Genomic DNA, 22,706 nt, shown 5'->3' on the forward strand with positions numbered 1-22,706 from the left:
GACCCCGCTCCTCAAACGCCGGAGGGGCTGGATTTCGGCTGCTGCCGTCCGCCAAGCGCGGCTGGTTCGCCCGGAGGGCAAATGCCGCCTCGCCGGGGGCAACCTCAGCCTCGCCGGCGTTTGAGGCGCGGGGGTGCGGGGGCGGAGCCCCCGACGGGTCCGGGGCGGAACCCCGGGAGCGCCGCCCGGGGCCGCATGCCCCGCCCGTGGCGGAGCCGCTGATCGATGCCGCGGGAAGGGGCGGGGTGGGGGAAGAGCCCCGCGCAGCGGCGTCCATGGGCGGCCCGCCCCCCGCGCCCTTCGCCCCCCGGCCCTCGGCCCCGGTCTGCGGTGGGGTGTCCGGCGGGGAGGAGGGAGTGGTGTCCGGGGTGAAGGGGGGTGGGGTCATCGGGGGGCCTCGTATTCCGGGGTGAGGAGGTCCGCGATGTCCAGGACGTGGTAGCCCCGCATCGAGGGGAGGCAGCTGCCGCGGACCGGGCCGATGGCCGAGGCCCAGGCGGTGGGGATCGCGGCGGCGCCGGACAGGGCGCCGGACAGGGCGCCCGCCACCGCCGCCGTGGTGTCGGCGTCGCGGCCCATGTTCACGGCCGTGAGGACCGAGGACGGGAAGTCGCCCCCGCACGCGGCGAAGGCACCGAAGGCCAGGCCCACCGCCTCGGGCGCCAGGTCCGTCCAGGGGTAGCCGCCGATGACCACCGCCGAGCGCACGGCCCGTTCGCCGCGCGGGGCGGCCGTCACCGCGCGGCGCAGGGAGCGGGCCGTCCAGGAGTCGGACGGGATGACGGACAGGGCCGCGGAGACGACCGAGGCGGGGGAGCCGCCCGCCATCGCCGCGGCGACCCCGGCGGCGACCGCCTGGCCGCCGTAGATGCCCTCCCCGTCGTGGCTGACCGAGCCGTCGATGGCGACGAGGCGGGCCGCCTCCGCCGGCCGGCCCGCCGCGAAGACGCCGAACGGCGCCGCCCGCATGGCGAGACCGTCCGACCACGCGTGGCGGTGCTGGGCCGAGATGGGGGCCGCCAGACCGCGGCGGAGGTTTTCGAGGGTCCCGCGCTCCGAGAACCCGGCGCCCCGGAACGGGCCTTCGTCGAGGTCCGCGATCCAGTGGTGCCAGGCCCGTTCCACGTGGGAGACCGCGAGCGCCGAGCCGTGCCGGGCCAGCAGCAGCCCGGAGAAGATCGCGTACTCGGTGTCGTCCGTGCCCGCCGGGTCCTCCGACACGAAGCCCTCGATCCGGCCCCACTTGGCACGGATCTCCGACGGCTTCATGTTCTCCGCGGGGGCGCCCAGCGCGTCACCCACCGCCAGTCCCAGAAGAGCGCCCCTGGCCCGTTCGAGGAGGACCTGCGGATTGCATGCAATCAGCTCCATGGCGCGCCTCTCCACTTGATGGGACTCATGATGAGCCCTTGGGGGATTTGTGCCACGGCATGTGGTTTGTCGCTCGTCGCGAAACACCCCGCGTACACCGCCGTCACCCGGTCGCCGACCCGCAAAACCGCAGGTAAGTACGGCCTTCCTTGCTGGCGGGCGGCAGAAATCGTGCGTAGTTTCGAGGTGTTCAGGGGGAGCGGGAGGTCTCGCGGCGCCCGTTCGCACAAATGGGGAGATATCCGTATGTCCATCATCGACATCGAAGCACCGCTGCACACCGCCCACCGGGACAACCACACCCACCGCGACGTCAACGGCGGATGGCTGCGGCCGGCGGTCTTCGGCGCCATGGACGGACTGGTCTCCAACCTCGCCCTGATGACCGGTGTGGCGGGCGGCGCCGTCGCCCCGCACACCATCGTGATCACCGGCCTCGCGGGCCTCGCGGCGGGCGCCTTCTCGATGGCGGCCGGCGAGTACACCTCCGTCGCCTCGCAGCGCGAGCTCGTGCTGGCCGAACTGGACATAGAGCGCCAGCAGTTGCGCAAGCACCCCGTCGACGAGATGGAGGAGCTCGCCGAGCTGTACGTATCGCGCGGCGTCGAGCCCGCGCTGGCCCGCGAGGTGGCCATGCAGCTCTCCCGCGACCCCGAGCAGGCGCTGGAGATCCACGCCCGTGAGGAGCTCGGGATCGACCCGGACGACCTGCCCTCGCCGGCCGTCGCCGCCGTCTCGTCCTTCGGCTCCTTCGCGCTGGGCGCGCTGCTCCCCGTACTGCCCTACCTGCTCGGTGCCACCTCGCTGTGGCCCGCGGTGCTGCTGGCGCTCATCGGGCTCTTCGCCTGCGGAGCGCTCGTCGCCCGGGTCACCGCCCGCACCTGGTGGTACAGCGGTTTGCGCCAGCTTGTCCTGGGTGGCGCCGCCGCCGGTGTGACGTACATCCTGGGAAGCTGGATCGGTGGAGCCGTAGGCTGACCGAGCAGGGAGTGAGACACTATGCAGTAGGCAACATAAGTAGTCGGTTACCTGGCGGTTTCGATCCCGTGTCCGCCGGGCATCAGACCAGGGCGCCCGGGCAATGATGCCCGCCACGCGTCGGGACCTTCTCCCCGTGCTGCGTTTCCCCGAACACCTCGAAGGTCCCCTTCTTTCTGCCGTGCGGTGTCCGCATGCTGGAATGGCATATCCGCTTCGCGGGATTGTCGTCATCATGTAATCTGCACGAAATTTCGCAGAGGGCCAACGTCGTCCCTCGGCTATGCACATATGCCACGACGACGACGGGAGAGCCGATGCGTTCCGCATCCACGCACTCCGCGACCGGCCTCAGCAACACCGCCTGGTCGCCCATGGACGGTCGCCCCGCCCAGCAGGGCATGTACGACCCGCGCAACGAGAAGGACGCCTGTGGCGTCGGTTTCGTGGCGAACCTCACCGGCGAGGCCACCCACACCCTCGTTGAGCAGGCCCTGACCGTATTGCGGAACCTCGAGCACCGCGGCGCGACCGGCTCCGAGCCGGACTCGGGCGACGGTGCCGGAATCCTCTCCCAGGTGCCCGACGCGTTCCTGCGCGAGGTCGCCGGATTCGATCTCCCCGAGGCCGGCGCGTACGCCGTCGGCATCGCCTTCCTCCCCGCCGACGGCACCGCACAGGCCGTCGCCGTGGAGCAGATCGAGGCCATCGCCGCCCAGGAGAACCTGACGGTCCTCGGCTGGCGCGAGGTTCCGGTTACGCCGGACCTCCTCGGCAACGGCGCCCGCGCCACCATGCCGGCCTTCTCCCAGCTGTTCGTCTCCAACGGGACGACGGGCATCGAGCTGGACCGCAAGGCCTTCGTGCTGCGCAAGCGCGCCGAGCGTGAGGCCGGGGTGTACTTCCCCTCGCTCTCCGCCCGCACGATCGTCTACAAGGGCATGCTGACCACCGGCCAGCTCGAGCCCTTCTTCCCCGACCTCTCCGACCGCCGTTTCGCCTCGGCGCTCGCCCTGGTCCACTCGCGGTTCTCGACGAACACTTTCCCGTCCTGGCCGCTCGCCCACCCGTACCGTTTCGTCGCGCACAACGGCGAGATCAACACGGTCAAGGGCAACCGCAACTGGATGAAGGCCCGCGAGTCCCAGCTGGCGTCCGAGGTCTTCGGCGAGGGCGCGCTGGACCGGATCTTCCCGATCTGCACCCCGGACGCCTCCGACTCGGCCTCCTTCGACGAGGTCCTGGAGCTGCTCCACCTCGGTGGCCGCTCGCTCCCGCACAGCGTGCTGATGATGATCCCGGAGGCGTGGGAGAACCACACCTCCATGGCCCCGGCCCGCCGCGCGTTCTACCAGTACCACTCCACGATGATGGAGCCCTGGGACGGCCCGGCCTGCGTCACCTTCACCGACGGCACCCAGGTCGGCGCGGTCCTCGACCGCAACGGTCTGCGCCCCGGCCGCTACTGGGTCACCGACGACGGCCTCGTCGTCCTCGGCTCCGAGGTCGGCGTGCTCGACATCGACCCCGCCAAGGTCGTCCGCAAGGGCCGCCTGCAGCCCGGCAAGATGTTCCTCGTCGACACCGCCCAGAAGCGGATCATCGAAGACGACGAGATCAAGGACGAGCTCGCCTCCGCCGCTCCGTACGCCGACTGGCTGGAGACCGGCGAGATCGAGCTGTCGGACCTGCCCGAGCGTGAGCACATCGTGCACACCCACGCCTCGGTCACCCGCCGCCAGCAGACCTTCGGCTACACCGAGGAAGAGCTCCGCGTCATCCTCGCGCCGATGGCCCGCACCGGCGGTGAGCCGCTCGGCTCCATGGGTACGGACTCGCCGATCGCGGCCCTGTCCGAGCGCCCCCGGCTGCTCTTCGACTACTTCACCCAGCTCTTCGCGCAGGTCACCAACCCGCCGCTGGACGCCATCCGCGAGGAGCTCGTCACCTCGCTGCTGTCCTCGATCGGCCCGGAGTCCAACCTCCTGGAGCCGACCTCCGCGTCGTGCCGCAGCGTCACGCTGCCCTTCCCGGTGATCGACAACGACGAGCTGGCCAAGCTCATCCACATCAACGCCGACGGCGACATGCCGGGCATGAAGGCCGCCACCCTCTCGGGCCTCTACCGGGTCTCGGGCGGCGCCGAGGCGCTCGCCGCGCGGATCGCGGAGATCCGTACCGAGGCCGACGCGGCCATCGCGGCCGGCGCCCGCCTGATCGTCCTCTCGGACCGCCACTCGGACGCCGAGCACGCGCCGATCCCGTCGCTGCTGCTCACCTCCGCCGTGCACCACCACCTCATCGCGACCAAGCAGCGCACCCAGGTGGGTCTGCTCGTCGAGGCCGGTGACGTCCGCGAGGTCCACCACGTCGCCCTGCTCATCGGCTACGGCGCCGCCGCGGTCAACCCGTACCTCGCCATGGAGTCCGTCGAGGACCTGCTGCGCGCCGGTACCTTCCTCTCCGGCCTGGAGCCGGAGCAGGCCATCAAGAACCTGATCTACGCGCTCGGCAAGGGCGTCCTGAAGGTCATGTCCAAGATGGGCATCTCCACCGTCGCCTCCTACCGCGGCGCCCAGGTCTTCGAGGCCGTCGGCCTGAACGAGGAGTTCGTCGCCGCCTACTTCAGCGGCACCGCCACCAAGATCGGCGGCGCCGGCCTGGACGTCGTCGCCAAGGAGGTGGCCGCGCGCCACGCCAAGGCGTACCCGGCCTCCGGCATCGCGGCCACGCACCGCGCGCTGGAGATCGGCGGCGAGTACCAGTGGCGCCGCGAGGGCGAGCCGCACCTGTTCGACCCGGAGACGGTCTTCCGCCTCCAGCACGCCACCCGCAACCGCCGGTACGACATCTTCAAGCAGTACACGGACCGGGTGAACGAGCAGTCCGAGCGGCTGATGACGCTCCGCGGGCTCTTCGGCTTCAAGACCGAGGACCGTCCGTCGATCTCCATCGACGAGGTCGAGTCGGTCGCCGACATCGTCAAGCGCTTCTCCACCGGCGCCATGTCGTACGGCTCCATCTCCAAGGAGGCGCACGAGACCCTCGCCATCGCCATGAACCAGCTGGGCGCCAAGTCCAACACCGGTGAGGGCGGCGAGGACCCGGAGCGCCTGTACGACCCGGCGCGGCGTTCGTCGATCAAGCAGGTCGCCTCCGGCCGCTTCGGCGTGACCTCCGAGTACCTGGTCAACGCGGACGACATCCAGATCAAGATGGCGCAGGGTGCCAAGCCCGGCGAGGGCGGCCAGCTGCCCGGCCACAAGGTCTACCCGTGGGTCGCCAAGACCCGGCACTCCACCCCGGGCGTCGGCCTGATCTCCCCGCCGCCGCACCACGACATCTACTCCATCGAGGACCTGGCTCAGCTGATCCACGACCTCAAGAACGCCAACCCCGTCGCGCGCATCCACGTGAAGCTCGTCTCCGAGGTCGGCGTGGGTACGGTCGCCGCGGGTGTCTCCAAGGCCCACGCGGACGTCGTCCTCATCTCCGGCCACGACGGCGGAACGGGCGCCTCCCCGCTGACCTCGCTGAAGCACGCGGGCGGACCCTGGGAGCTCGGCCTCGCCGAGACCCAGCAGACCCTGCTGCTCAACGGGCTGCGCGACCGCATCGTCGTCCAGACCGACGGCCAGCTCAAGACCGGCCGCGACGTGGTCATCGCCGCGCTGCTCGGCGCCGAGGAGTTCGGTTTCGCGACCGCGCCGCTCGTCGTCTCCGGCTGCGTCATGATGCGCGTCTGCCACCTGGACACCTGCCCGGTCGGCATCGCCACGCAGAACCCGGTCCTGCGCGACCGCTTCTCCGGCAAGCCCGAGTTCGTCGTCAACTTCTTCGAGTTCATCGCGGAGGAGGTGCGCGAGCTCCTCGCCGAGCTGGGCTTCCGCTCGATCGAAGAGGCCGTCGGCCACGCCGAGCTGCTCGACACCACGAAGGCCGTGACGCACTGGAAGGCGCAGGGTCTCGACCTGGAGCCGCTCTTCTACGTGCCCGAGCTGCCCGAGGGCGCGGTCCGCCACGCCCTGATCGAGCAGGACCACGGTCTGGAGAAGGCCCTCGACAACGAGCTCATCGAGCTCGCCGCCGACGCGCTGAACGCCGACTCCGCGGAGGCGGCCCTGCCGGTCCGCGCCCAGGTCGCGATCCGCAACATCAACCGGACCGTCGGCACCATGCTCGGCCACCAGGTCACCAAGAAGTTCGGTGGCGCGGGCCTGCCCGACAACACCATCGACCTGACCTTCACGGGCAGCGCCGGCCAGTCCTTCGGTGCCTTCGTGCCGAAGGGCATCACCCTCCGCCTGGAGGGCGACGCCAACGACTACGTCGGCAAGGGCCTCTCCGGCGGCCGGATCGTGGTCCGCCCGGACCGCTCCGCCGACCACCTCGCCGAGTACTCCACCATCGCCGGCAACACCATCGGCTACGGAGCCACCGGCGGCGAGATGTTCCTGCGCGGCCGCACCGGCGAACGCTTCTGCGTCCGCAACTCCGGCGCCCTGGTCGTCTCGGAAGGCGTGGGCGACCACGGCTGCGAGTACATGACCGGCGGCACGGCGGTCGTCCTGGGCGAGACGGGCCGCAACTTCGCGGCCGGCATGTCGGGCGGCGTCGCGTACGTCATCGACCTCGACCCGCACAACGTCAACGTCGGCAACGCGGGCGCGGTCGAGGCCCTGTCCGACACCGACAAGCAGTGGCTGCACGATGTGGTGCGCCGCCACGAGGAGGAGACCGGCTCGACCGTGGCCGCGAAGCTCCTGGCTGACTGGTCCGTCTCGGTGGACCGCTTCAGCAAGATCATCCCCACCACGTACAAGGCAGTGCTCGCCGCCAAGGACGCCGCTGAGCTCGCCGGACTCTCGGAATCCGAGACCACGGAGAAGATGATGGAGGCGGCGACCAATGGCTGACCCGAAGGGCTTCCTCACCACCCCCCGCGAGACCGCCTGCTCCCGGCCCGTCGCCGAACGGCTTCAGGACTGGAACGAGGTCTACGTCCCGGGCTCGCTGCTCCCGATCATCAGCAAGCAGGCCGGCCGCTGCATGGACTGCGGCATTCCGTTCTGTCACAACGGCTGCCCGCTGGGGAACCTGATCCCCGAGTGGAACGACTTCGCGTACCGCGAGGACTGGACCGCCGCCTCGGAGCGCCTGCACGCCACGAACAACTTCCCGGAGTTCACCGGGCGGCTGTGCCCGGCTCCCTGTGAGTCGGCGTGCGTGCTCGGCATCAACCAGCCGGCCGTCACCATCAAGAACGTCGAAGTCTCGATCATCGACAAGGCCTGGGACAACGGCGACGTCACCCCGCAGGCGCCCGAGCGCCTGTCCGGCAAGACCGCCGCCGTCATCGGCTCGGGCCCGGCCGGTCTGGCCGCCGCCCAGCAGCTGACCCGGGCCGGCCACACCGTGGTCGTGTACGAGCGCGCCGACCGCATCGGCGGCCTGCTGCGCTACGGCATCCCCGAGTTCAAGATGGAGAAGGTGCACATCAACCGCCGCATCGAGCAGATGCGCGCGGAGGGCACCAAGTTCCGCACGGGCATCGAGGTCGGCCGCGACATCACCGCCACCGACCTGCGCAAGCGGTTCGACGCGGTGGTCATCGCGGCGGGCGCCACCGTCTCCCGCGACCTCCCGGTCCCGGGCCGCGAGCTCGGCGGCATCCACTTCGCGATGGAGTACCTCCCCCTCGCGAACAAGGTCCAGGAGGGCGACTTCATGGCGCCCCCCATCACGGCCGAGGGCAAGCACGTGGTCGTCATCGGCGGCGGCGACACCGGCGCGGACTGCGTGGGCACCGCCCACCGCCAGGGCGCGGCCTCGGTCACGCAGCTGGAGATCATGCCGAAGCCCGGCGAGGACCGTAACGCCAACCAGCCGTGGCCGACCTTCCCCATGCTGTACAAGGTCACCTCGGCGCACGAGGAGGGCGGCGAGCGGGTCTACTCCGTCTCCACCACCCACTTCGAGGGCGACGAGGACGGCAACGTCAAGGCGCTGCACCTCGTCGAGGTCGAGTTCGTCGACGGCAAGCTCGTCCAGAAGCCCGGCACCGAGCGCGTCCTCCCCGCGCAGCTGGTCACCCTGGCGATGGGCTTCACCGGCACCGACCAGGCCAACGGCCTGGTGGACCAGTTCGGCCTGGAGCTGGACGGCCGCGGCAACGTCGCCCGCGACGCGTCCTACGCGACCAACGTCGACGGCGTGTTCGTCGCCGGTGACGCGGGCCGCGGCCAGTCGCTGATCGTCTGGGCCATCGCGGAAGGCCGCTCGGCCGCCCGCGGCGTGGACCGCTTCCTGACCGGAGCCAGCACCCTCCCGTACCCGGTCAAGCCGACGGACCGCTCGCTGACCGTGTAAGACCGGCGGCCCCCGCCCGCAAGGGCGGGGGACCCGCCGCGCAGCACCCCCGCCACACGAAGGGCGGGACCCCTCATTCGGTCCGTACAACGGCGTACGGAACTCCCGACACAGCGCCCGCCATGTCCCCGACCAGGGATGGCGGGCGCTGTGGCGTTCCGGGCCCGGCTACTCGGGGGTGAACTCGTACTGGAGCTCGTAGAGGTGCCCGGCCTTCACCATGACGGTGACCTCGATGGGGAGCTCGTCGTCGCCGTACACAGTGCGGAGCGTTCTGAGTACGGGCATGTCGCCGGGCAGCCGCAGGGCGGTGTACTGCTCCTGCGTCGCGATCCGGGCTGAGACCCGGTCCACACTGCGGCGCGGCGGGAAGCCGAGCTCCGTGAGAAGAGTCGGGGTGCCGCCCCGGATCCGGCGCGGCTCCGCGAGGGCGGTGCCGCGCGCGATGCCCGGCGGGTAGTACGAGCTGACGAGCTCGGCCGGTTCGTCGTCGATGCTGATCAGCTGGTGCCGGCACACGGCCGGGCTGCCTGCCGGGAGCCCCAGCGCGGCAGCGACATCGCCGGCAACTCGGATCTCCTCCGCTGTCAGCAGGGTGCTGCGCGCTGCCGATGGCCGCTCCGCGGCCTCGGAGAGCCAGGGGTACGCAGCCCCGGCCGCCGCCGGCGTGAGAGAGCCCGCCGGCCGGACGGTCCGCTGCCGGTTCTCCCGTACGGTCACTGCCGCGCCCGCCCGGCCGACGACGAGGCCCTCGTCCTTCAGGAGCTGGACGGCCTTCTGGATGGTGGCGTTGGAGGCGTCGAACCGGGCCTTCAACTGAGCGGTCGACGGCAGCTTCGCTGCGGGTGCGAGGCCGCCGCTCATGATTTCGTCCCGCAGATCGGCAGCGATGCGGACGTGGAGCGCCCGGGGATCGAGGACTTCGGTGCTGGGCAAGGTCATCCGATCCTGATCTCATACTGCAACTGCTGGCGCCCGGCAGGCATGACCATCACGTCCGCCTGGATCGCACGGTCCGCCGAGTCGTAAGTGGCGCGTGAGAGTTGAAGCACCGGTTCAGCGGGGCTGAGGTGTAGCTGCTCGCGCTCTTCGGCGCTGGGCATCCTTGCCGTCACGTTCTCGACGACCCGAACGCCGATGTGTCCGAGCCCGGCCAACAGTGTCACGGCGCCACCGCGAATCTTGGCGGTGCCGGCCAGCGGAGTGCCCCCGGCGATGTCGGCTGGGTAGTAGGTGTCCGTCAACTCGGTCGGTTCACCGTCGAGTTCGATGAGCCTGCGACGGACCACCACGGTCGCCTGTTCTGCCAGGCCGAGCATCCGGGCGACCTCCGCTGACGCGCTGACCTCCCCGGCGTGCAGGATGCGCTGTCCACCCCGACGGCCTGCCCCCTTGGCTCGCGGCGAACGCCGTTCTGCATGGCGTCCCGGCGGGTCGTGAGTTCTGTGTGCGGCTTGTGTGGGAGGGCTGTGCTCTGTGGATCGAGGTCCGTGACAGTGGCCCAGGCTGTCCGGTCGTGCTGCGTCCTGGCCCCAACGTCCAGCGCGGCCGGGGGCTGTGGTTGGTGACGGCCCTCTCGGATGGGTTCGAGATTCGTGACGAGGGTGTGGGCAAGACGGCCCGGGCCGGATTCAAGGTGGCTCAAAGGTGAGCCGAGCTGCCTAGCTTTTCTGGATCTGGGTCGTATTGGCCTTGGAACGTCGACATGGTGGGGGCATGAAGGCAGACGCGGGGCGCAGGTATCGTGCCTACCCCACCGAGGGCCAGGGCCAGGTCCTGATCGGGTGGGGTCATACGGCACGCGCCCTGTGGAACGTGGCCTTGGAGCAGCGGGTGTACCTGTGGGAGCAGCGCCGGTACACCCTGCGTTCTGTCGAGCAGTGCAAGCAGCTGACCGCTGCTCGCAATGAGCTGGACTGGATCGGTGATCTGCCGGCGCAGGCGGGGCAGCAGATTCTGCGCAGCCTTGACCGGGCTTGCGACAACTTCTGGAACCTGGGGCATGCGGCCGGGTTTCCGGCCAGGAAGAAGCGCGGCCACCGCCTGTCGATCCCGTTCCCCGGGCAGGCGGTCGAGGTCCGCAAGCTGAACCGCAAGTGGGCCGAGGTTCGTTTGCCGAAGCTCGGCTGCGGCTCAGGCTCTCCCGTGCGATCGGGGGCGCGATCCGTAACGCCACGGTATCCCGAGACGGCAACGGCTGGCACATCTCCTTCGGCGTCCACACGGGCCGCGAGCCGGATGCGCCGAACGGGAAGCCGGCTTGTGGTGTGGACTTCGGTATTGCCGCGTCCGCGTTCGTCTCCACCGAGACCGAACCCCGTCTCATGCCCCCGTCGCTGACCGCCAACGAGACGGAGCGGCTCAAGGCGCTGGAGCAGCGCAAGGCCCGCCAGATCGCCTATGCCAAGAAACACAACGGAGGAAAGTACGGGAATCGCCTGCGCGCGACGATCGCGCAGATTGCGAAGCTCACCACCCGGCGGGCCAACCGGCGCCGGGACTTCACGCACAAACTCACGACCGACCTTGCCAAAAGCCACGGCTTGATCGGTATTGAGGACCTGCGTGTGAAGAGCATGAGCAGGTCTGCGAAAGGCACCGCCGAGGCGCCGGGTAGGAACGTCCGGGCGAAGGCCGGGCTGAACCGGTCAATCCTCGACAACGCCCCGGGCGAGCGGCGGCGACAGTTGGAGTACAAGGCTCGTATGCACGGGTCCGTACTGGTTGCGGTGCCGCCGTTCCACACTTCTCAGACCTGCGCCGCCTGCGGCCTGGTCGATCCCGAATCCCGTAAGGGGTGCGGTCGGCTGTTCGCCTGCACCTGGTGTGGGCATCAGGACGATGCCGATCACAATGCCTCGGTGGAGATCGAGGCCCGAGCCCGCCGGACGGGTGGCTCGGACATCAACAGCACGCGCAGCATCCCCAGGGTGCGAGTCCCGGCCGTCGGCCGGAGGCGGATGCGAAGCCCCGAGGCCCGCCCACGCGAGTTGAAAGGGAATCGCCACCCTTGGGGGCGAGGATCGTCAATGGACCTTCCAGTGGATCTCTACTGGCGCCGAGCCCGGGTCGACGCCCGGTAGGCGCTCGGGGTCAGGCCCGTGTGGCGGAGCAGGTGGGTGCGCAGGGAGTCCGCCGTGCCGAGGCCGCTCTGGTGGGCGACCCGGTCCATGGGGAGGGCCGTCGTCTCCAGGATCGCGCGGGCGCGGTCCAGGCGCTGGTGCAGGAGCCACTGGAGGGGGCTCGCGCCCGTCTCGGAGCGGAAGCGGCGGGTCAGGGTGCGGACGCTCGTGCCCGCGTGCCGGGCCAGGTCGGCCAGGGTCGTCGGCTCGTGCAGGCGAGCCAGGGCCCAGGCGCGGGTGGCGGCGAGTGAGGTGCCGCGCTCGGGCGGGAGCGGGGTCTCGATGTACTGGGCCTGGCCGCCCGGACGGGCCGGGGCCGCCACCACCAGACGGGCGGTGGCGTTCGCGACCGCCGACCCGTAGTCGCAGCGCACCATGTGCAGGCACAGGTCGATCCCGGCCGACATGCCCGCCGAGGTCAGCACGTTGTCGTCCTCGGTGAACAGGACGCCGGGCACGAGGTCGATCTCGGGGAAGAGCCGCCGGAATTCCCCTGACACCGTCCAGAAGGTCGTGGCGCGGCGGCCCGCCAGCAGCCCGGCCTGCGCGAGGACGAACGCGCCCGTGCAGATGGAGGCGATGCGCGCGCCCCGCGCGGCGGCGGCCCGCAGGGCGTCCAGCACCCGGGGGTCGGTGCCGTCCCGGTCGGCCGTCCCCGTGACCATCACCGTGTCGGCCCGCTCGACCGCCTCCAGGTCGTTCGGCACCACGACGTCCATGCCGTACACCGCCTCCACCACACCGGGGACGAGGGTGCAGACCGTCACCTCGTAGGCGGGCCGCTCGCCGATGCTCGTCGCCCCGAACACCACACCCGGGATCGACAGGTCGAAGGTGGTCAGAGGGGGACACGCGATGACGGCGACGCGGTGCGGGCGAGTGAAGGCCATGGCTCGAATCTCCGGAAGGCTGGCAATCGGGCCACTACTGTACGGCCGTGCGCCGGGCGAGGGTTGATCCGTCAACAGAACCAACTCGCAGTCGCCGTACAGGAGTACAACCATGGCTTTGCACGTCATCACGGGCGCCGGTGCGATCGGCACCGCCACCGCACGCCTGCTCGCCGCATCCGGCGAGCAGGTCCGCGTCATCACCCGCAGCGGAGGCGGGCCCGAGCACCCGCTCGTCGAGCGGGTCGCCGCCGACATCACCGACCCCGGCCGGGTCGCCGAGCTGCTGCACGGCGCGAAGACCCTCTACAACGCCGCCGCGCCCGCCTACCAGGACTGGCGGACCCACTTCCCGCCCCTCGCCGCCTCGCTCCTCGCCGCCGCCGAACGGACCGGCGCCGACTACGTCATGCTGGGCAACGTGTACGGGTACGGGCCGGTCGAAGGTCCCATCACGCCCGACCGGCCCATGAGGCCGAACTCCGACAAGGGACGGGTCCGCGCCGCCATGTGGGAGCAGGCCCTGGCCGCGCACGACGCCGGACGGGTGCGCGTCACCGAGGTCCGGGCCGGCGACTTCCTCGGGGCGACCGCCATCGGCCTCTTCCCCCTGGTGGCCGTGCCCGCCGTACTGGCCGGCGGAGAGGCCGTCCTGCCGGTCGGTCTGGACGCGCCGCACGCCTGGTCCTACGTGGACGACGTCGCGCGCACCCTGATCGCGGTCGGCGCGCACGACGACGGCTGGGGCCGCGCCTGGCACGTGCCGTCCACCTCGGAGCTGCCCCCGAGGGAGCTGATGGCCAGGCTGGCCGAGCTCGCCGGGGCGCCGGTTCCGCGCCTGCGGACCATGACACCGGACGAGCTCGACGCGGCGGCCGCGGCGGACGTCGTGATGGCCGAGATCCCGGAGATGGCCTACCAGTACGACCGCGAGCTGCGCCTCGACGCATCCGGGACGGAGCGCTTGCTCGGCGTACGGGCCACCGAACCGGATCTCGTGCTCAAGGAGTTGCTGCCATCCGGGCGGTGAGCGCGGACCCCCGCCTACCCGCGAGTATTGACTAATAGTCAATACGGGTCCACGCTCGTGGCGAGCCGTCGTCGCTGTGTGGGAGGTCGCCCGTGAGTACGGAAGAACTGGCCCGGTTGCGTACGGAGTTGGGGGCGGGGTCCGGTGCGCTGCCCGAGTCGTTCGGCTCGCTCGCGCCGCCGGACGCGGCGCGGCTGGCCGACGCGCTGCGCCGCGAGCGGGCGCGACAGGCCGACGGGTTGAACGAGGCCGCCGAGGAAGCGCTCAAGCTGGTCCCGGCGCTCGCGCGCGGCGCCGTGCGGAAGGTGCTGTTCCGGTGAGCCGGGCGGAGGCCGAGAAGGTCGCCCGGCTGCTGGGGGAAGAGGAACTCGGGTTCCTCACGGGGCTGCCGACGGAGGACGTGCGGAGGTTTCGCGAGCAGGTGAGCGCCGTACTGAACGACGGTGCCCCCGAGATGCTCGACCGGATCGCCGCCGCGACGAAGCTGGTACCGGCCGGGGTCGCCGCGGCGATTTCACAGAAGGCGCTGGGGCCGCGGCTGGCCGCCGCCGTCGCCGGGCGGCTGGAGGCGGGACGCGCCGCGGACATCATCGCGAAGCTGCCCGTGTCGTTCACGGCCGAGGCATGCGCGCACCTGGACCCGCGGAAGATCGCCGCGATCGTGGACCGGCTCGACGAGGGGCTCGTCGTACGGATCGCCGTCGCGCTCGCCGAGAAGCGCGACCACCTCACCATGGGGCGGTTCGTCGGGCACATCCGGGACCAGGTGCTCGGGCGGATCCTGGAGCAGGTCCGGGACGAGGACGTGCTGAAGGCCGGGTTCTACGTGGACCAGCCCGAGCGGCTGCCGCGGATCCTGGAGCTGATGGGTGACGAGCGGCTCGGGTCGGTGGTGCGGGCGGCCGCGGCCGGCGGGCTGTGGGAGGAGGCCCTCGCCGTCGCCGCCTCGGTCGGCGGCGAGCAGCGGCTGCGGATCGCCGAGCTCACCGCGCGGCTCGACGGGGCGGATCTCGATTCGCTCGTGCGGGTGACGCATGCGGAGGGGCTGTGGGAGGCGCTGCTGCCGCTCGTCGCCCTGCTCGGCGAGGAGGACCGGCTGGCGGTGGCCCGGCTGGAGTCCCTGCGGGACCCGCGGGTGCTGGGCGGGGTGGTGGGGGCCGTCGTGGCGACCGGGCTGTGGGGGGAGTTCCTGCCGCTGGTCGGCGTGCTGCCGGAGGATGCGCGGAAGGTGGTGGCGGACGGGGCGGCCGCGTTGGGCGACGCGGAGTTGGACGCGCTGGCGAGGGAGGTCGACAAGCGGGACCTGTGGGAGCTGGTGCTGCCGTTGGTCGAGCTGATGGGGGAGGAGGGGAAGGAGCGGATCTTCGCCTTGCCGGCCTTCCAGGACCAGTCCTGACGGCGCGCCTCCCGGCGGGGCTGGGGTGGTTCCCGCGGGCGGGGTCTCGCCCCACGGCCCCGGCCCCCGCGCCTCAATCGCCGGCGGGGCTGGGATGGTCCTCCCGGGCGGGATTTCGGCCCTCGGCTCCGCCCCGCGCCTCAATCGCCGGCGGGGCTGGGTTGGTTCCCGCGGGCGGGGGTCTCGTCCCTCGGGTTGGTCCGCGGTGTCCCTCCGGGGCGTCTCCTCGTCCTCGCGCACTGAGGGTCATCCCGGCTGCTGAGCCATGGTTGCGCGCTCGTCCTGCGGGGACGCCCCGCAGTGCCCCCGCTCCCCCCGACGGGCGAAACCCTGCCCCTGGGGGGCGGGAGCGTGGAGTGCCCCTGCTCTTCCGTCGGCCGAGACCCCGCACCCCTGGTCGGAAGTGTGCTGTTGGGGTGGGGACACGCCGGAGTGTCCCCGCAGGACGAGCGCGCAACCACGCTCCCTGTCGAAGCACCTGCCAAGTGCGCGAGGACGAGGAGATGCTCCGGCGGGGCACCGCCCCGACCGGACCGGTCCCGGCCCAGGAAACTCCAGCCTCGCCGGCGTTTGAGGCGCGGGGTCTGGGGCGGAGCCCCAGCGGCGAAGCCGTGCCCATGGGCAAACCCGGCCCCGCCAGGAGGCGCGAGGCCGCGCCAAGCAGTTGAGGCGGTGCCAGTCTGGTAACAGTGGGTCACATGTCCACCCGAACCGTGCTGAGCGGGCTGCTCGGCGCCGCACTGCTGATGTCCGTACCGACCGCCGGCGCCGTCGACACGCGGGAGGTCGACTACCACGGGCTCCGGCTCGCCGTCCCGGCGAACTGGCGGGTCGTCGACCTGGACCGGGAGCCCGGCGCGTGCCTGCGGCTTGACGTCCCCACCCTGTACCTCGGCCACGCCGGCACCCAGGCCGACTGCACCGGCCGGGCCGTCGTCCGCCGTGCCGACACCCTGCACCTCGAACCCCTCGACGGGGCCCCACCACGCGCCGACATCCCGACCGTCGGCGGGCTGTCCGCGGTCGTGCCCCGTACCGACAGCAACGAGCTGCGGTATGCGCTGCGCCGGGCTGGGCTCATGGCCACCGTGTCGTACGGGGACGCGCCCGACGGCGTACGGGGGATCCTCGCGCGGGCCCGTACCGTGGCCGCCGGACTTCCCGCGACCGTGGCCGCCGTCCCCGCCGTGGCCGCCGTCCCGGCCGTGGCGGCCGATGGTGCGAAGCCCCGTACGGGCCAACCGCCCTTCACCGGCGAGGGCTTCGACGCCTGCACCGCCCCGACCCAGCGGGCCATGGACACATGGCGGGCCGATTCCCCGTTCGGCGCGGTCGGCATCTACATCGGCGGCCGCGCCCGGGCCTGCGCCCAACCCCGGCTCACGGCCGACTGGGTGGAGAGGCAGGCCGACGCCGGCTGGCACCTGATGCCCATCTGGGTCGGCCCGCAGCCTTGGCACAACGCCGTCACCGGCCTGTCCACCGACCCCTCCGAGGCGAACGATCAGGGCCGCGCCGCCGCCGAAGGCGCGGTCGACGCCGCCCGTTCGCTGGGGCTCGGCGCGGGCACGGTGCTCTACAACGACCTGGAGCACTACACGGACCGCGCCACCTGGGACGCCCCGGTCGTCGCCTACCTGACCGCTTGGACGGTACGGCTGCACGAGCTGGGCCACCGCTCCGGCGCCTACGTGTCGGCGAGTTCCGGTGCCAAGGGGCTCGGCGCCCACCACCACCAGGCCCCCGACGCCATGCCGGACGTGCTGTGGGTGGCCCGCTGGAACGGCGCGGCGTCCGTGGCGGATGCGGACATGGGGCTGCCCAAGGGCACCCGGAAATGGTCGGGCCGGCGCCGGGCGCACCAGTTCCGCGGGGACCACGACGCCTCGTACGGCGGGGTCACCCTCAACATCGACCGCAATTGGCTGGACGTCGACCCGTCGGTACTGGGGGGCGGCGGCATCCTTCCGATCCCGCTCCCGCTCAGCTAGCCGGCGCCGGGTCCTCGCGCGGCGGCTCGTCGTCGTTGCCCCGGCGGATGGTGTGCAGGCCGCGCGCCGGGGTCCATGAGCGGATGACGAGCTCGTCGCCTTCCACGCCGATGTGGACCACCTCGGTGAGATCGCCGTAGAAGAGGTGGAAGGGGTGCGGGGTGTCCGTCTCCTCCGCGTACCGGTGCAGCTCGGGTGGGTCCACGAGCTCCACCGCGCGCCCGGAGATCCGTACGTCCCCGTCCGGCATCTCCTCTCCCGGGCCCGGGTTCGTGTGGAGGGCGAACCGCGGATCGCGCTGGAGGTCCCTGGCCTTCATCGAGCCCGGCATCATGCCCAGCCACAGCTCCCCGCCCCGGATGTCGACGTTCAGCCCGGCCACCCGGGGGGAGCCGTCCTTGCGCAGGGTCGCCAGGACATGGTGCGGGTACTGCGCGAAACGGGCCTGGACGGCTGCCGCGAACTCCGGTTCGGCTTTCTCGAAGAATGCCCAGCTGGTGTGCGTCATGGGTCCATCAAAGCGCGGGCACCGGCGGTCGGGGGTCAGGCGCGCACGATCCCCGCGGCCCGCGCCGCCGCCAGCCAGGCCGGGAACTCGCCAACCAAACGGTCGTACAGCTCCGTATCCGGGACGGTGCGCGGGTCCAGGCCCGCGTGGAAGTAGCCCGCGTTGTCGACCACGCGGTGGGTCGGGACGGGCAGTTCGTCCAGCCGGCGCAGGAAGTCGAACTGCGAGCTGCGGGTGTTGCCGAAGCCGACGAACTGCCAGAAGAGGGGGAGGCGCGCCGCCTTGCACAGGTACTTCTCCGCGGCGAGCTTGTTGATCGGCCCGCCGTCGGTCTGGAAGACGACGAGGGCGGGCTTCGTCGAGCCCGAGTCCAGGTAGTGGTCGATCACCGCGTCCATCGCCGCGTGGTAGGCCGTCTTGCCCATGTGGCCGAGGCGGGAGGCGATCTCGGTGACCTGGCCCTCGTGTCCCGCGAGGGAGATCTCCTCCACCGCGTCGACCTCGGTGGAGAAGAAGACCACCGGTACGCGGGCGTCGTCGTCCAGGTGCGCGGACAGGCCCAGCACCCGGTCGGCGAGGGCCTGCACGCTGCCGTCCGCGTAGTACGGCTTCATCGACCCCGAGTAGTCCAGGACCAGGTAGACCGCGGCGCGGCCGTCCTCCATCCCGTGCTTGCGCAGCGAGACCCCGGCGCTCTTGTAGAGGCTCACCAGCGAGGGAGCCGTTTCCTCGACCTTGCGGAGGTTTATCGCACTGCGCGTCATGGGCCCGAGGGTACGTCAGCTCGCCCCGGGCCGTAGCCGAGTTCGGTCGCGATCCGGGCCCGGTGCTCGGCCGGCGAGCCAAAGAGGAGGGCGGAGCCGTGGGCGCGCTTGAAGAACTCGTGCGCCTCGTGCTCCCAGGTGATGCCGATGCCACCGTGCAGCTGGATCATCTCCCCGGCGACGTACGAGTACGCCTGCGAGCAGGCCGACTTGGCGGCGGCCGCCAGGTGGGGCGGGGCCTCGGCGGCGGCCGCGGCGAGGGCGATCGAGCGGGCCGACTCCACGGCCGTGTACATGTCGGCGAGGCGGTGCTTCACGGCCTGGAAGGAGCCGATGGGACGGCCGAACTGGATGCGGTCCTTCGCGTACCGGACCGTGGCCTCCAGCGCCCGCGCGGCGGCCCCCGCCTGTTCGGCGGCCAGCGCCGTGCAGGCCAGGTCCCGGACCCGGGCCAGGACTCCGGCGCCGTCGGGCGAGAGCAGCCGGGCCGGGGTCCGCGCGAGGGTGAGCTCCGCGAGGGGGCGGGTGCGGTCCATGGTGGACCGGGAGGTGAAGGCCGCGGGCGGGGCGGTGAGTTCGAACAACCCGAGCCGACCATTGCCCTGGCCGGGCGTGGTGCCGGTGCCGTTGCCTTGGCCGGGCTGGGAACCGGGTCCGGGAGCGCCGCCGATGGTGGCGAGGACCAGGATCAGCGACGGCTCGGCCGGGCCCGCCAGCACGTACTGCTTGGTGCCCGTGAGCAACCATCCAGCGCCGTCCGGCTCGGCCCGGGTGGCGATGTCGGCTGCCTCCCAACCCCCACGACCGGCGCGGAGCCCCGGCCCGAGCGCCGCCGCCGGGCGAGGGGCGGTTCCCGGCCCGGGCCCTGGCCCTTGACCCCCGCCCGGGGTCGGGCCTTGAGCCTCGCTCGGGGTCGGGCTTTGACTCCCGCCCGGGGTCGGGCCGTGGCTCCCGCCTGGGGTCGGGCTTTGGCTCCCGCCTGGGGTCGGGTCTGGACCCCTGCCCGGGGTCGGGCCTGGGCTCTTGCCCGCGTTCGGCCAAGCGCCCGCGCCCTGCCCCGCGCCCGGGTTTGGCCAAGCGCCTGCGTCCGGCCCCCCGCGAGGGGACTCGGCCCAGGCCAACGCGCCCACCAGGGAGCCCTGCGCCAGGGCGGGGAGGTGCTTCGCGCAGGCCTCCTCGTCGCCCGAGGCCAGCAGTGCCTGGACGGTCAGCACCGCCGAGCCCAGGTACGGTACGGGGCTCAGTGCGCGCCCCAGTTCCGCCATGACCACCCCGACCTCGGCCGCCCCGCAGCCCAGGCCGCCGTACTCCTCCGGCACCGCCAGCGCGGCCGCGCCCACCTGGGCCGTCAGCGGGGCCCAGGCCGCGTGGCCGGGATGCCGGGCGAGGACCGCCCGTACCGCGTCCCGCAGTTCCTCCTGCTCGGGCGTCCATTCCAGGCCGCTCACGCGCCCTCCCCTCGCGCCGCGCGCCGCAGCTCCGTCTTCAGCAGCTTGCCGCCCGCGTTGCGCGGGAGCTCCGGTACGAGGTGGAAGCGCCTGGGTACCTTGAAGTTGGCCAGCCGTTCGCGGGCCCAGGCCGTCAGCTCGGCGGCCGTGACGGGCGGCCCGTCGGTGACCACGTAGGCCACGCCCACCTCGCCGAGCCGCTCGTCCGGTGCCCCGACCACGGCGGCGTCGGTGACGGCCGGGTGGGTCAGCAGGACGTTTTCCACCTCCGCCGGGTAGGCGTTGAAGCCGCCGACCACGTACATGTCCTTCAGCCGGTCGGTGATCGAGAGGTAGCCGCGCCCGTCCAGGACGCCGATGTCCCCGGTGCGCAGCCAGCCGCCCGGCAGCACGGCCTCGGCGGTGGCCGCCGGGTCGTCCAGGTAGCCGGGGGTGACGTGGTAGCCGCGGACCTGCACCTCGCCCGGTTCCCCGGCCGCCAGCACCTCGCCCAGCGGGGAGGCGATCCGTACCTCGGTGTCGGGCAGCGGCAGGCCGACGGTGCGGGCGACCGTCCAGGCGTCGGCGTCGGTGGGGCAGACCGAGACGACCCCGCCGGACTCCGTCAGTCCGTACGCCGTGAAGACGTCGGGCGCGCCCAGCACCTCGCGGATCTCCTCCACGAGGGCGGTGGGGACCGAGGCCGCCCCGGTTCCGGCCAGTCGCAGCGCCGACAGGTCGTGCGCGGCGCGTGCGGGATGCCGGATCAGGCCGTGGAAGACGGTCGGCGGGCCCATCAGGCAGGTCACCCGCTCGGCGGCCATCCGGGCCAGGATGCGGTCGGTGTCGTAGACGGCCTCCGGGAGCATCGTCACCCCGCGCAGCAGGCAGGCGAGCACGCCGGCCTTGTACCCGAAGGTGTGGAAGAAGGGGTTGACCAGCAGGTACCGGTCCCCGGGCCGCAGGGTGACCAGCTCGGACCAGGAGGCGTACAGCCGCAGCGTCTGGCCGTGGGTGGTCATGACGCCCTTGGAACGTCCGGTGGTGCCGGAGGTGTAGAGGATGTCGCTGAGGTCCTCCGGGCGGATCCGGTCGGCGCGGGCGAGCCGCTCCGCCTCGGTGACGGACTCCCCGGCGGACAGGTACGCCTCCCAGGACTCGGGGCCCGTCCCGCCGCGCAGGACGACGGTGGAGCCGAGCGAGCCGAGGTCCTCCCCGGAGGTGCGCAGGGCGTCGACGTAGTCGGTGCCGAGGAAGCCGCGCTCGGTGAAGAGCACGCGGGCGCCGCTGCGCCGGATGATGTCGGCCGCCTCGGCGGGTTTGTAGCGGGTGTTGACCGGTACGAGGACGGCGCCCGCGCCGACCGCGCCCAGCGCGGCGGCGATCCACTGGCGGCTGTTCGGCGCCCAGATCGCCACCCGGTCCCCGGGCCGGATGCCGTGCGCGATGGCCGCGCGGGCGGCCGCGGCGATCTCGGCGGCCAGCCGGGCGAAGGTCCAGCGGACCTCCCCGTCGGCGAGCGCCTCGCGGTTCCCGTACGCGGTGGCCGCGTGGTCCGGGAGCCGGGCGAGCGTAGTGGGCAGTGGCGGTGGCATCGGACGAACCCTCCCTACTTGACGAGCGAGCGTGGGCGGTATCCAATCACAGGTGTTTCGGTTAGGCATATACCTAGTAGAAATATTTGGAGCTCCCATGGAGACCCTCAAGTCGGTCCTGTCCAGCTTCTGCACCGGCGTCGCCGTCATCACGGCACGCGAACGCGACGGCCGCCCCGTCGGAATGGCCGTGCAGTCCTTCTCGTCCGTCTCGCTGGACCCGCCGCTGGTCTGCTTCTGCCCCGCCCGCACCTCGACCACCTGGCCGAAGATCCGGGCCGCCGGCGCCTTCGCCGTCAACATCCTGGCCGCCGACCAGCGGGAGCTGTGCCGCACCTTCGCGGTCACGGGCGGCGACAAGTTCGCCGGCGTCCCCTGGCGGGCCGGCGGCAACGGCGCGCCCCTGCTCGACGGCGTGCTCGCGAGCGTCGAGTGCGATCTGGAGGACGTGCTGGACGGCGGCGACCACGCCATCGCGCTCGGCAGGGTCACGGCCCTGACCGCGCACCGCGCCGGCGAGCCTCCGCTGCTCTACTTCCGGCGCGCCTACGGGCGCTTGCCGCGCTCGGCCCGCCCGGCGGCCAGCGCCTCGATGTCCTCCAGCATGGCGGCCGCGAGGTCGCGCTCGGAGGCGTAGTACCGCTCGGCCCACTTGAGCGTGAGCGTCGGGTACGCCCAGGCCGACTCGTCCTTCGCGCCCTCCACGTCGGCCACCGCCCGACGGCGCATCTTCTCCGCGAACTCCTGGTGCTGGACCAGGACTTCCCGCATCTGCTCCGGCTCCAGCAGGTGGCCCAGCCACAGCCGCAGCATCGGCCCGTGCTTGAGCACGGGCGGGTCGACCGGGGCCTCGCGGGCCCATTCCCGTACGGCCGTCATGCCTTCCGGGGTGATCCGGTACACCCGCTTGTCGCGCGTGCCGGTGTCCTGGCTGACCATCCGCGACGAGGCGTAGCCGGCCTTCTCCAGGCGCTTGAGCTCGCTGTAGATCTGGCTGAAGGACGGGCTCCAGTAGAAGAAGCGCAGAGACCAGTCCGACCACTTCTTCAGGTCGTACCCGGAGAGCTCCTCCCCGAAGGAGAGCAGCCCGAGCACCGCCCAGCTGGTCGCGGGGAGTGCGCGCCCGTCCGTCTGCCCTGCCGTCTGCCCTGCCGTCTCGTCTGCCACGCAGCGCAGTCTACGACCGGTCCCCGCGGCGCCCTTCCCCCCGAGGGGTATGACTGCTAGAAGTATTCCTATTCGAAATACCTAACTGCGGATGGAGG

The 22,706-nt window shown here is 72.0% G+C and carries 19 protein-coding genes and 1 pseudogene; 11 read left to right on the forward strand and 9 right to left on the reverse strand.

Annotated features, from left to right (window positions below; all coding sequences use genetic code 11):
* Window positions 1-384: 384 nt before the first annotated feature.
* Window positions 385-1,371, reverse strand: coding sequence for an ADP-ribosylglycohydrolase family protein (locus ACFV9H_RS34340; protein WP_385406217.1), 987 nt, complete (start codon window positions 1,369-1,371; stop codon window positions 385-387).
* A gap of 246 nt (window positions 1,372-1,617) precedes the next feature.
* On the opposite strand from ACFV9H_RS34340, the gene ACFV9H_RS34345 reads away from it, so the two are divergent.
* The 3 genes from ACFV9H_RS34345 (at window position 1,618) to ACFV9H_RS34355 (ending at window position 8,718) form a co-directional block, all read left to right on the forward strand.
* Complete coding sequence (locus ACFV9H_RS34345) at window positions 1,618-2,349, forward strand: VIT1/CCC1 transporter family protein (RefSeq protein WP_385406220.1); 732 nt, start codon at window positions 1,618-1,620, stop codon at window positions 2,347-2,349.
* A gap of 374 nt (window positions 2,350-2,723) precedes the next feature.
* Complete coding sequence (gltB, locus tag ACFV9H_RS34350; protein ID WP_385406294.1) at window positions 2,724-7,265, forward strand: glutamate synthase large subunit; 4,542 nt, start codon at window positions 2,724-2,726, stop codon at window positions 7,263-7,265.
* Window positions 7,258-8,718 carry a glutamate synthase subunit beta gene (locus ACFV9H_RS34355; RefSeq protein ID WP_385406223.1) on the forward strand — a complete coding sequence of 487 codons (1,461 nt, stop codon included), beginning with the start codon at window positions 7,258-7,260 and terminating at the stop codon, window positions 8,716-8,718. The genes gltB and ACFV9H_RS34355 overlap by 8 nt, the downstream gene beginning before the upstream one ends.
* 168 nt (window positions 8,719-8,886) lie before the next feature.
* Here ACFV9H_RS34355 and ACFV9H_RS34360 read toward each other — a convergent pair whose 3' ends face one another.
* A complete protein-coding gene (locus tag ACFV9H_RS34360; protein ID WP_385406226.1) occupies window positions 8,887-9,660 on the reverse strand; it encodes a GntR family transcriptional regulator in 774 nt (257 codons plus the stop codon).
* Window positions 9,657-10,223 carry a GntR family transcriptional regulator gene (locus ACFV9H_RS34365; protein WP_385406297.1) on the reverse strand — a complete coding sequence of 189 codons (567 nt, stop codon included), beginning with the start codon at window positions 10,221-10,223 and terminating at the stop codon, window positions 9,657-9,659. The genes ACFV9H_RS34360 and ACFV9H_RS34365 overlap by 4 nt, the downstream gene beginning before the upstream one ends.
* Here ACFV9H_RS34365 and ACFV9H_RS34370 point away from each other — a divergent pair.
* The 3 genes and pseudogenes from ACFV9H_RS34370 (at window position 10,175) to ACFV9H_RS34380 (ending at window position 11,801) form a co-directional block, all read left to right on the forward strand.
* Window positions 10,175-10,369 carry an ATP-binding protein gene (locus ACFV9H_RS34370; RefSeq protein WP_385406300.1) on the forward strand — a complete coding sequence of 65 codons (195 nt, stop codon included), beginning with the start codon at window positions 10,175-10,177 and terminating at the stop codon, window positions 10,367-10,369. The genes ACFV9H_RS34365 and ACFV9H_RS34370 overlap by 49 nt on opposite strands.
* Window positions 10,370-10,434: 65 nt before the next feature.
* Window positions 10,435-10,560: pseudogene (locus ACFV9H_RS34375) on the forward strand (helix-turn-helix domain-containing protein); the annotation flags it as partial.
* A 254-nt stretch (window positions 10,561-10,814) separates the two neighbouring features.
* Complete coding sequence (locus ACFV9H_RS34380) at window positions 10,815-11,801, forward strand: RNA-guided endonuclease InsQ/TnpB family protein (protein ID WP_385406228.1); 987 nt, start codon at window positions 10,815-10,817, stop codon at window positions 11,799-11,801.
* On the opposite strand, the gene ACFV9H_RS34385 is transcribed toward ACFV9H_RS34380, so the two are convergent.
* Window positions 11,768-12,730: a GlxA family transcriptional regulator gene (locus tag ACFV9H_RS34385; RefSeq protein ID WP_385406231.1), complete on the reverse strand. Its 963-nt coding sequence runs from the start codon at window positions 12,728-12,730 to the stop codon at window positions 11,768-11,770. The genes ACFV9H_RS34380 and ACFV9H_RS34385 overlap by 34 nt on opposite strands.
* A 112-nt stretch (window positions 12,731-12,842) precedes the next feature.
* Here ACFV9H_RS34385 and ACFV9H_RS34390 point away from each other — a divergent pair, with 112 nt between their 5' ends.
* The 4 genes from ACFV9H_RS34390 (at window position 12,843) to ACFV9H_RS34405 (ending at window position 17,147) form a co-directional block, all read left to right on the forward strand.
* Window positions 12,843-13,760: an NAD-dependent epimerase/dehydratase family protein gene (locus ACFV9H_RS34390; protein ID WP_385406233.1), complete on the forward strand. Its 918-nt coding sequence runs from the start codon at window positions 12,843-12,845 to the stop codon at window positions 13,758-13,760.
* Between the two features lie 92 nt (window positions 13,761-13,852).
* Entirely contained in the window at window positions 13,853-14,080 is a 228-nt protein-coding gene (locus ACFV9H_RS34395; RefSeq protein ID WP_385406236.1) for a hypothetical protein, read from the forward strand.
* Window positions 14,077-15,156 (forward strand): hypothetical protein, encoded by a 1,080-nt coding sequence (locus ACFV9H_RS34400; RefSeq protein ID WP_385406238.1) that lies wholly within the window; start codon window positions 14,077-14,079, stop codon window positions 15,154-15,156. Before ACFV9H_RS34395 ends, ACFV9H_RS34400 begins: the two co-directional genes overlap by 4 nt.
* 698 nt (window positions 15,157-15,854) lie before the next feature.
* Window positions 15,855-17,147, forward strand: coding sequence for a glycoside hydrolase domain-containing protein (locus ACFV9H_RS34405; RefSeq protein ID WP_385406241.1), 1,293 nt, complete (start codon window positions 15,855-15,857; stop codon window positions 17,145-17,147).
* Here the strand turns inward: ACFV9H_RS34405 and ACFV9H_RS34410 are convergent.
* The 4 genes from ACFV9H_RS34410 to ACFV9H_RS34425 are packed head-to-tail and all read right to left on the reverse strand — an operon-like array spanning window position 17,140 to window position 21,441.
* Window positions 17,140-17,655 carry a pyridoxamine 5'-phosphate oxidase family protein gene (locus ACFV9H_RS34410; RefSeq protein WP_385406243.1) on the reverse strand — a complete coding sequence of 172 codons (516 nt, stop codon included), beginning with the start codon at window positions 17,653-17,655 and terminating at the stop codon, window positions 17,140-17,142. The two genes, ACFV9H_RS34405 and ACFV9H_RS34410, sit on opposite strands and share 8 nt — an antisense overlap.
* Window positions 17,656-17,690: 35 nt before the next feature.
* Window positions 17,691-18,419, reverse strand: a complete 729-nt coding sequence (locus ACFV9H_RS34415) for a VWA domain-containing protein (RefSeq protein WP_385406245.1) — start codon at window positions 18,417-18,419, stop codon at window positions 17,691-17,693.
* Window positions 18,416-19,867, reverse strand: a complete 1,452-nt coding sequence (locus ACFV9H_RS34420; protein ID WP_385406248.1) for an acyl-CoA dehydrogenase family protein — start codon at window positions 19,865-19,867, stop codon at window positions 18,416-18,418. The genes ACFV9H_RS34415 and ACFV9H_RS34420 overlap by 4 nt, the downstream gene beginning before the upstream one ends.
* Window positions 19,864-21,441: a FadD3 family acyl-CoA ligase gene (locus ACFV9H_RS34425; protein ID WP_385406250.1), complete on the reverse strand. Its 1,578-nt coding sequence runs from the start codon at window positions 21,439-21,441 to the stop codon at window positions 19,864-19,866. The genes ACFV9H_RS34420 and ACFV9H_RS34425 overlap by 4 nt, the downstream gene beginning before the upstream one ends.
* 97 nt (window positions 21,442-21,538) lie before the next feature.
* Here ACFV9H_RS34425 and ACFV9H_RS34430 point away from each other — a divergent pair, with 97 nt between their 5' ends.
* Window positions 21,539-22,078, forward strand: a complete 540-nt coding sequence (locus ACFV9H_RS34430; RefSeq protein ID WP_385406253.1) for a flavin reductase family protein — start codon at window positions 21,539-21,541, stop codon at window positions 22,076-22,078.
* Here ACFV9H_RS34430 and ACFV9H_RS34435 read toward each other — a convergent pair.
* Window positions 21,988-22,617 (reverse strand): PadR family transcriptional regulator, encoded by a 630-nt coding sequence (locus ACFV9H_RS34435; RefSeq protein WP_385406302.1) that lies wholly within the window; start codon window positions 22,615-22,617, stop codon window positions 21,988-21,990. The two genes, ACFV9H_RS34430 and ACFV9H_RS34435, sit on opposite strands and share 91 nt — an antisense overlap.
* Between the last annotated feature and the right edge of the window lie 89 nt (window positions 22,618-22,706).

The sequence above is a fragment of the Streptomyces sp. NPDC059874 genome (assembly GCF_042731135.1).
GTDB lineage: Bacteria > Actinomycetota > Actinomycetes > Streptomycetales > Streptomycetaceae > Streptomyces.

Coding starts and splice junctions, on each gene's coding strand:
- ACFV9H_RS34405 (WP_385406241.1), top strand. CDS start 15,855: ATGTCCACCCGAACCGTGCTGAGCGGGCTGCTCGGCGCCGCACTGCTG.
- ACFV9H_RS34345 (WP_385406220.1), top strand. CDS start 1,618: ATGTCCATCATCGACATCGAAGCACCGCTGCACACCGCCCACCGGGAC.
- ACFV9H_RS34355 (WP_385406223.1), top strand. CDS start 7,258: ATGGCTGACCCGAAGGGCTTCCTCACCACCCCCCGCGAGACCGCCTGC.
- ACFV9H_RS34415 (WP_385406245.1), bottom strand. CDS start 18,419: ATGACGCGCAGTGCGATAAACCTCCGCAAGGTCGAGGAAACGGCTCCC.
- ACFV9H_RS34425 (WP_385406250.1), bottom strand. CDS start 21,441: ATGCCACCGCCACTGCCCACTACGCTCGCCCGGCTCCCGGACCACGCG.
- ACFV9H_RS34390 (WP_385406233.1), top strand. CDS start 12,843: ATGGCTTTGCACGTCATCACGGGCGCCGGTGCGATCGGCACCGCCACC.
- ACFV9H_RS34340 (WP_385406217.1), bottom strand. CDS start 1,371: ATGGAGCTGATTGCATGCAATCCGCAGGTCCTCCTCGAACGGGCCAGG.
- ACFV9H_RS34385 (WP_385406231.1), bottom strand. CDS start 12,730: ATGGCCTTCACTCGCCCGCACCGCGTCGCCGTCATCGCGTGTCCCCCT.
- ACFV9H_RS34360 (WP_385406226.1), bottom strand. CDS start 9,660: ATGACCTTGCCCAGCACCGAAGTCCTCGATCCCCGGGCGCTCCACGTC.
- ACFV9H_RS34410 (WP_385406243.1), bottom strand. CDS start 17,655: ATGACGCACACCAGCTGGGCATTCTTCGAGAAAGCCGAACCGGAGTTC.
- ACFV9H_RS34430 (WP_385406253.1), top strand. CDS start 21,539: ATGGAGACCCTCAAGTCGGTCCTGTCCAGCTTCTGCACCGGCGTCGCC.
- gltB (WP_385406294.1), top strand. CDS start 2,724: ATGGACGGTCGCCCCGCCCAGCAGGGCATGTACGACCCGCGCAACGAG.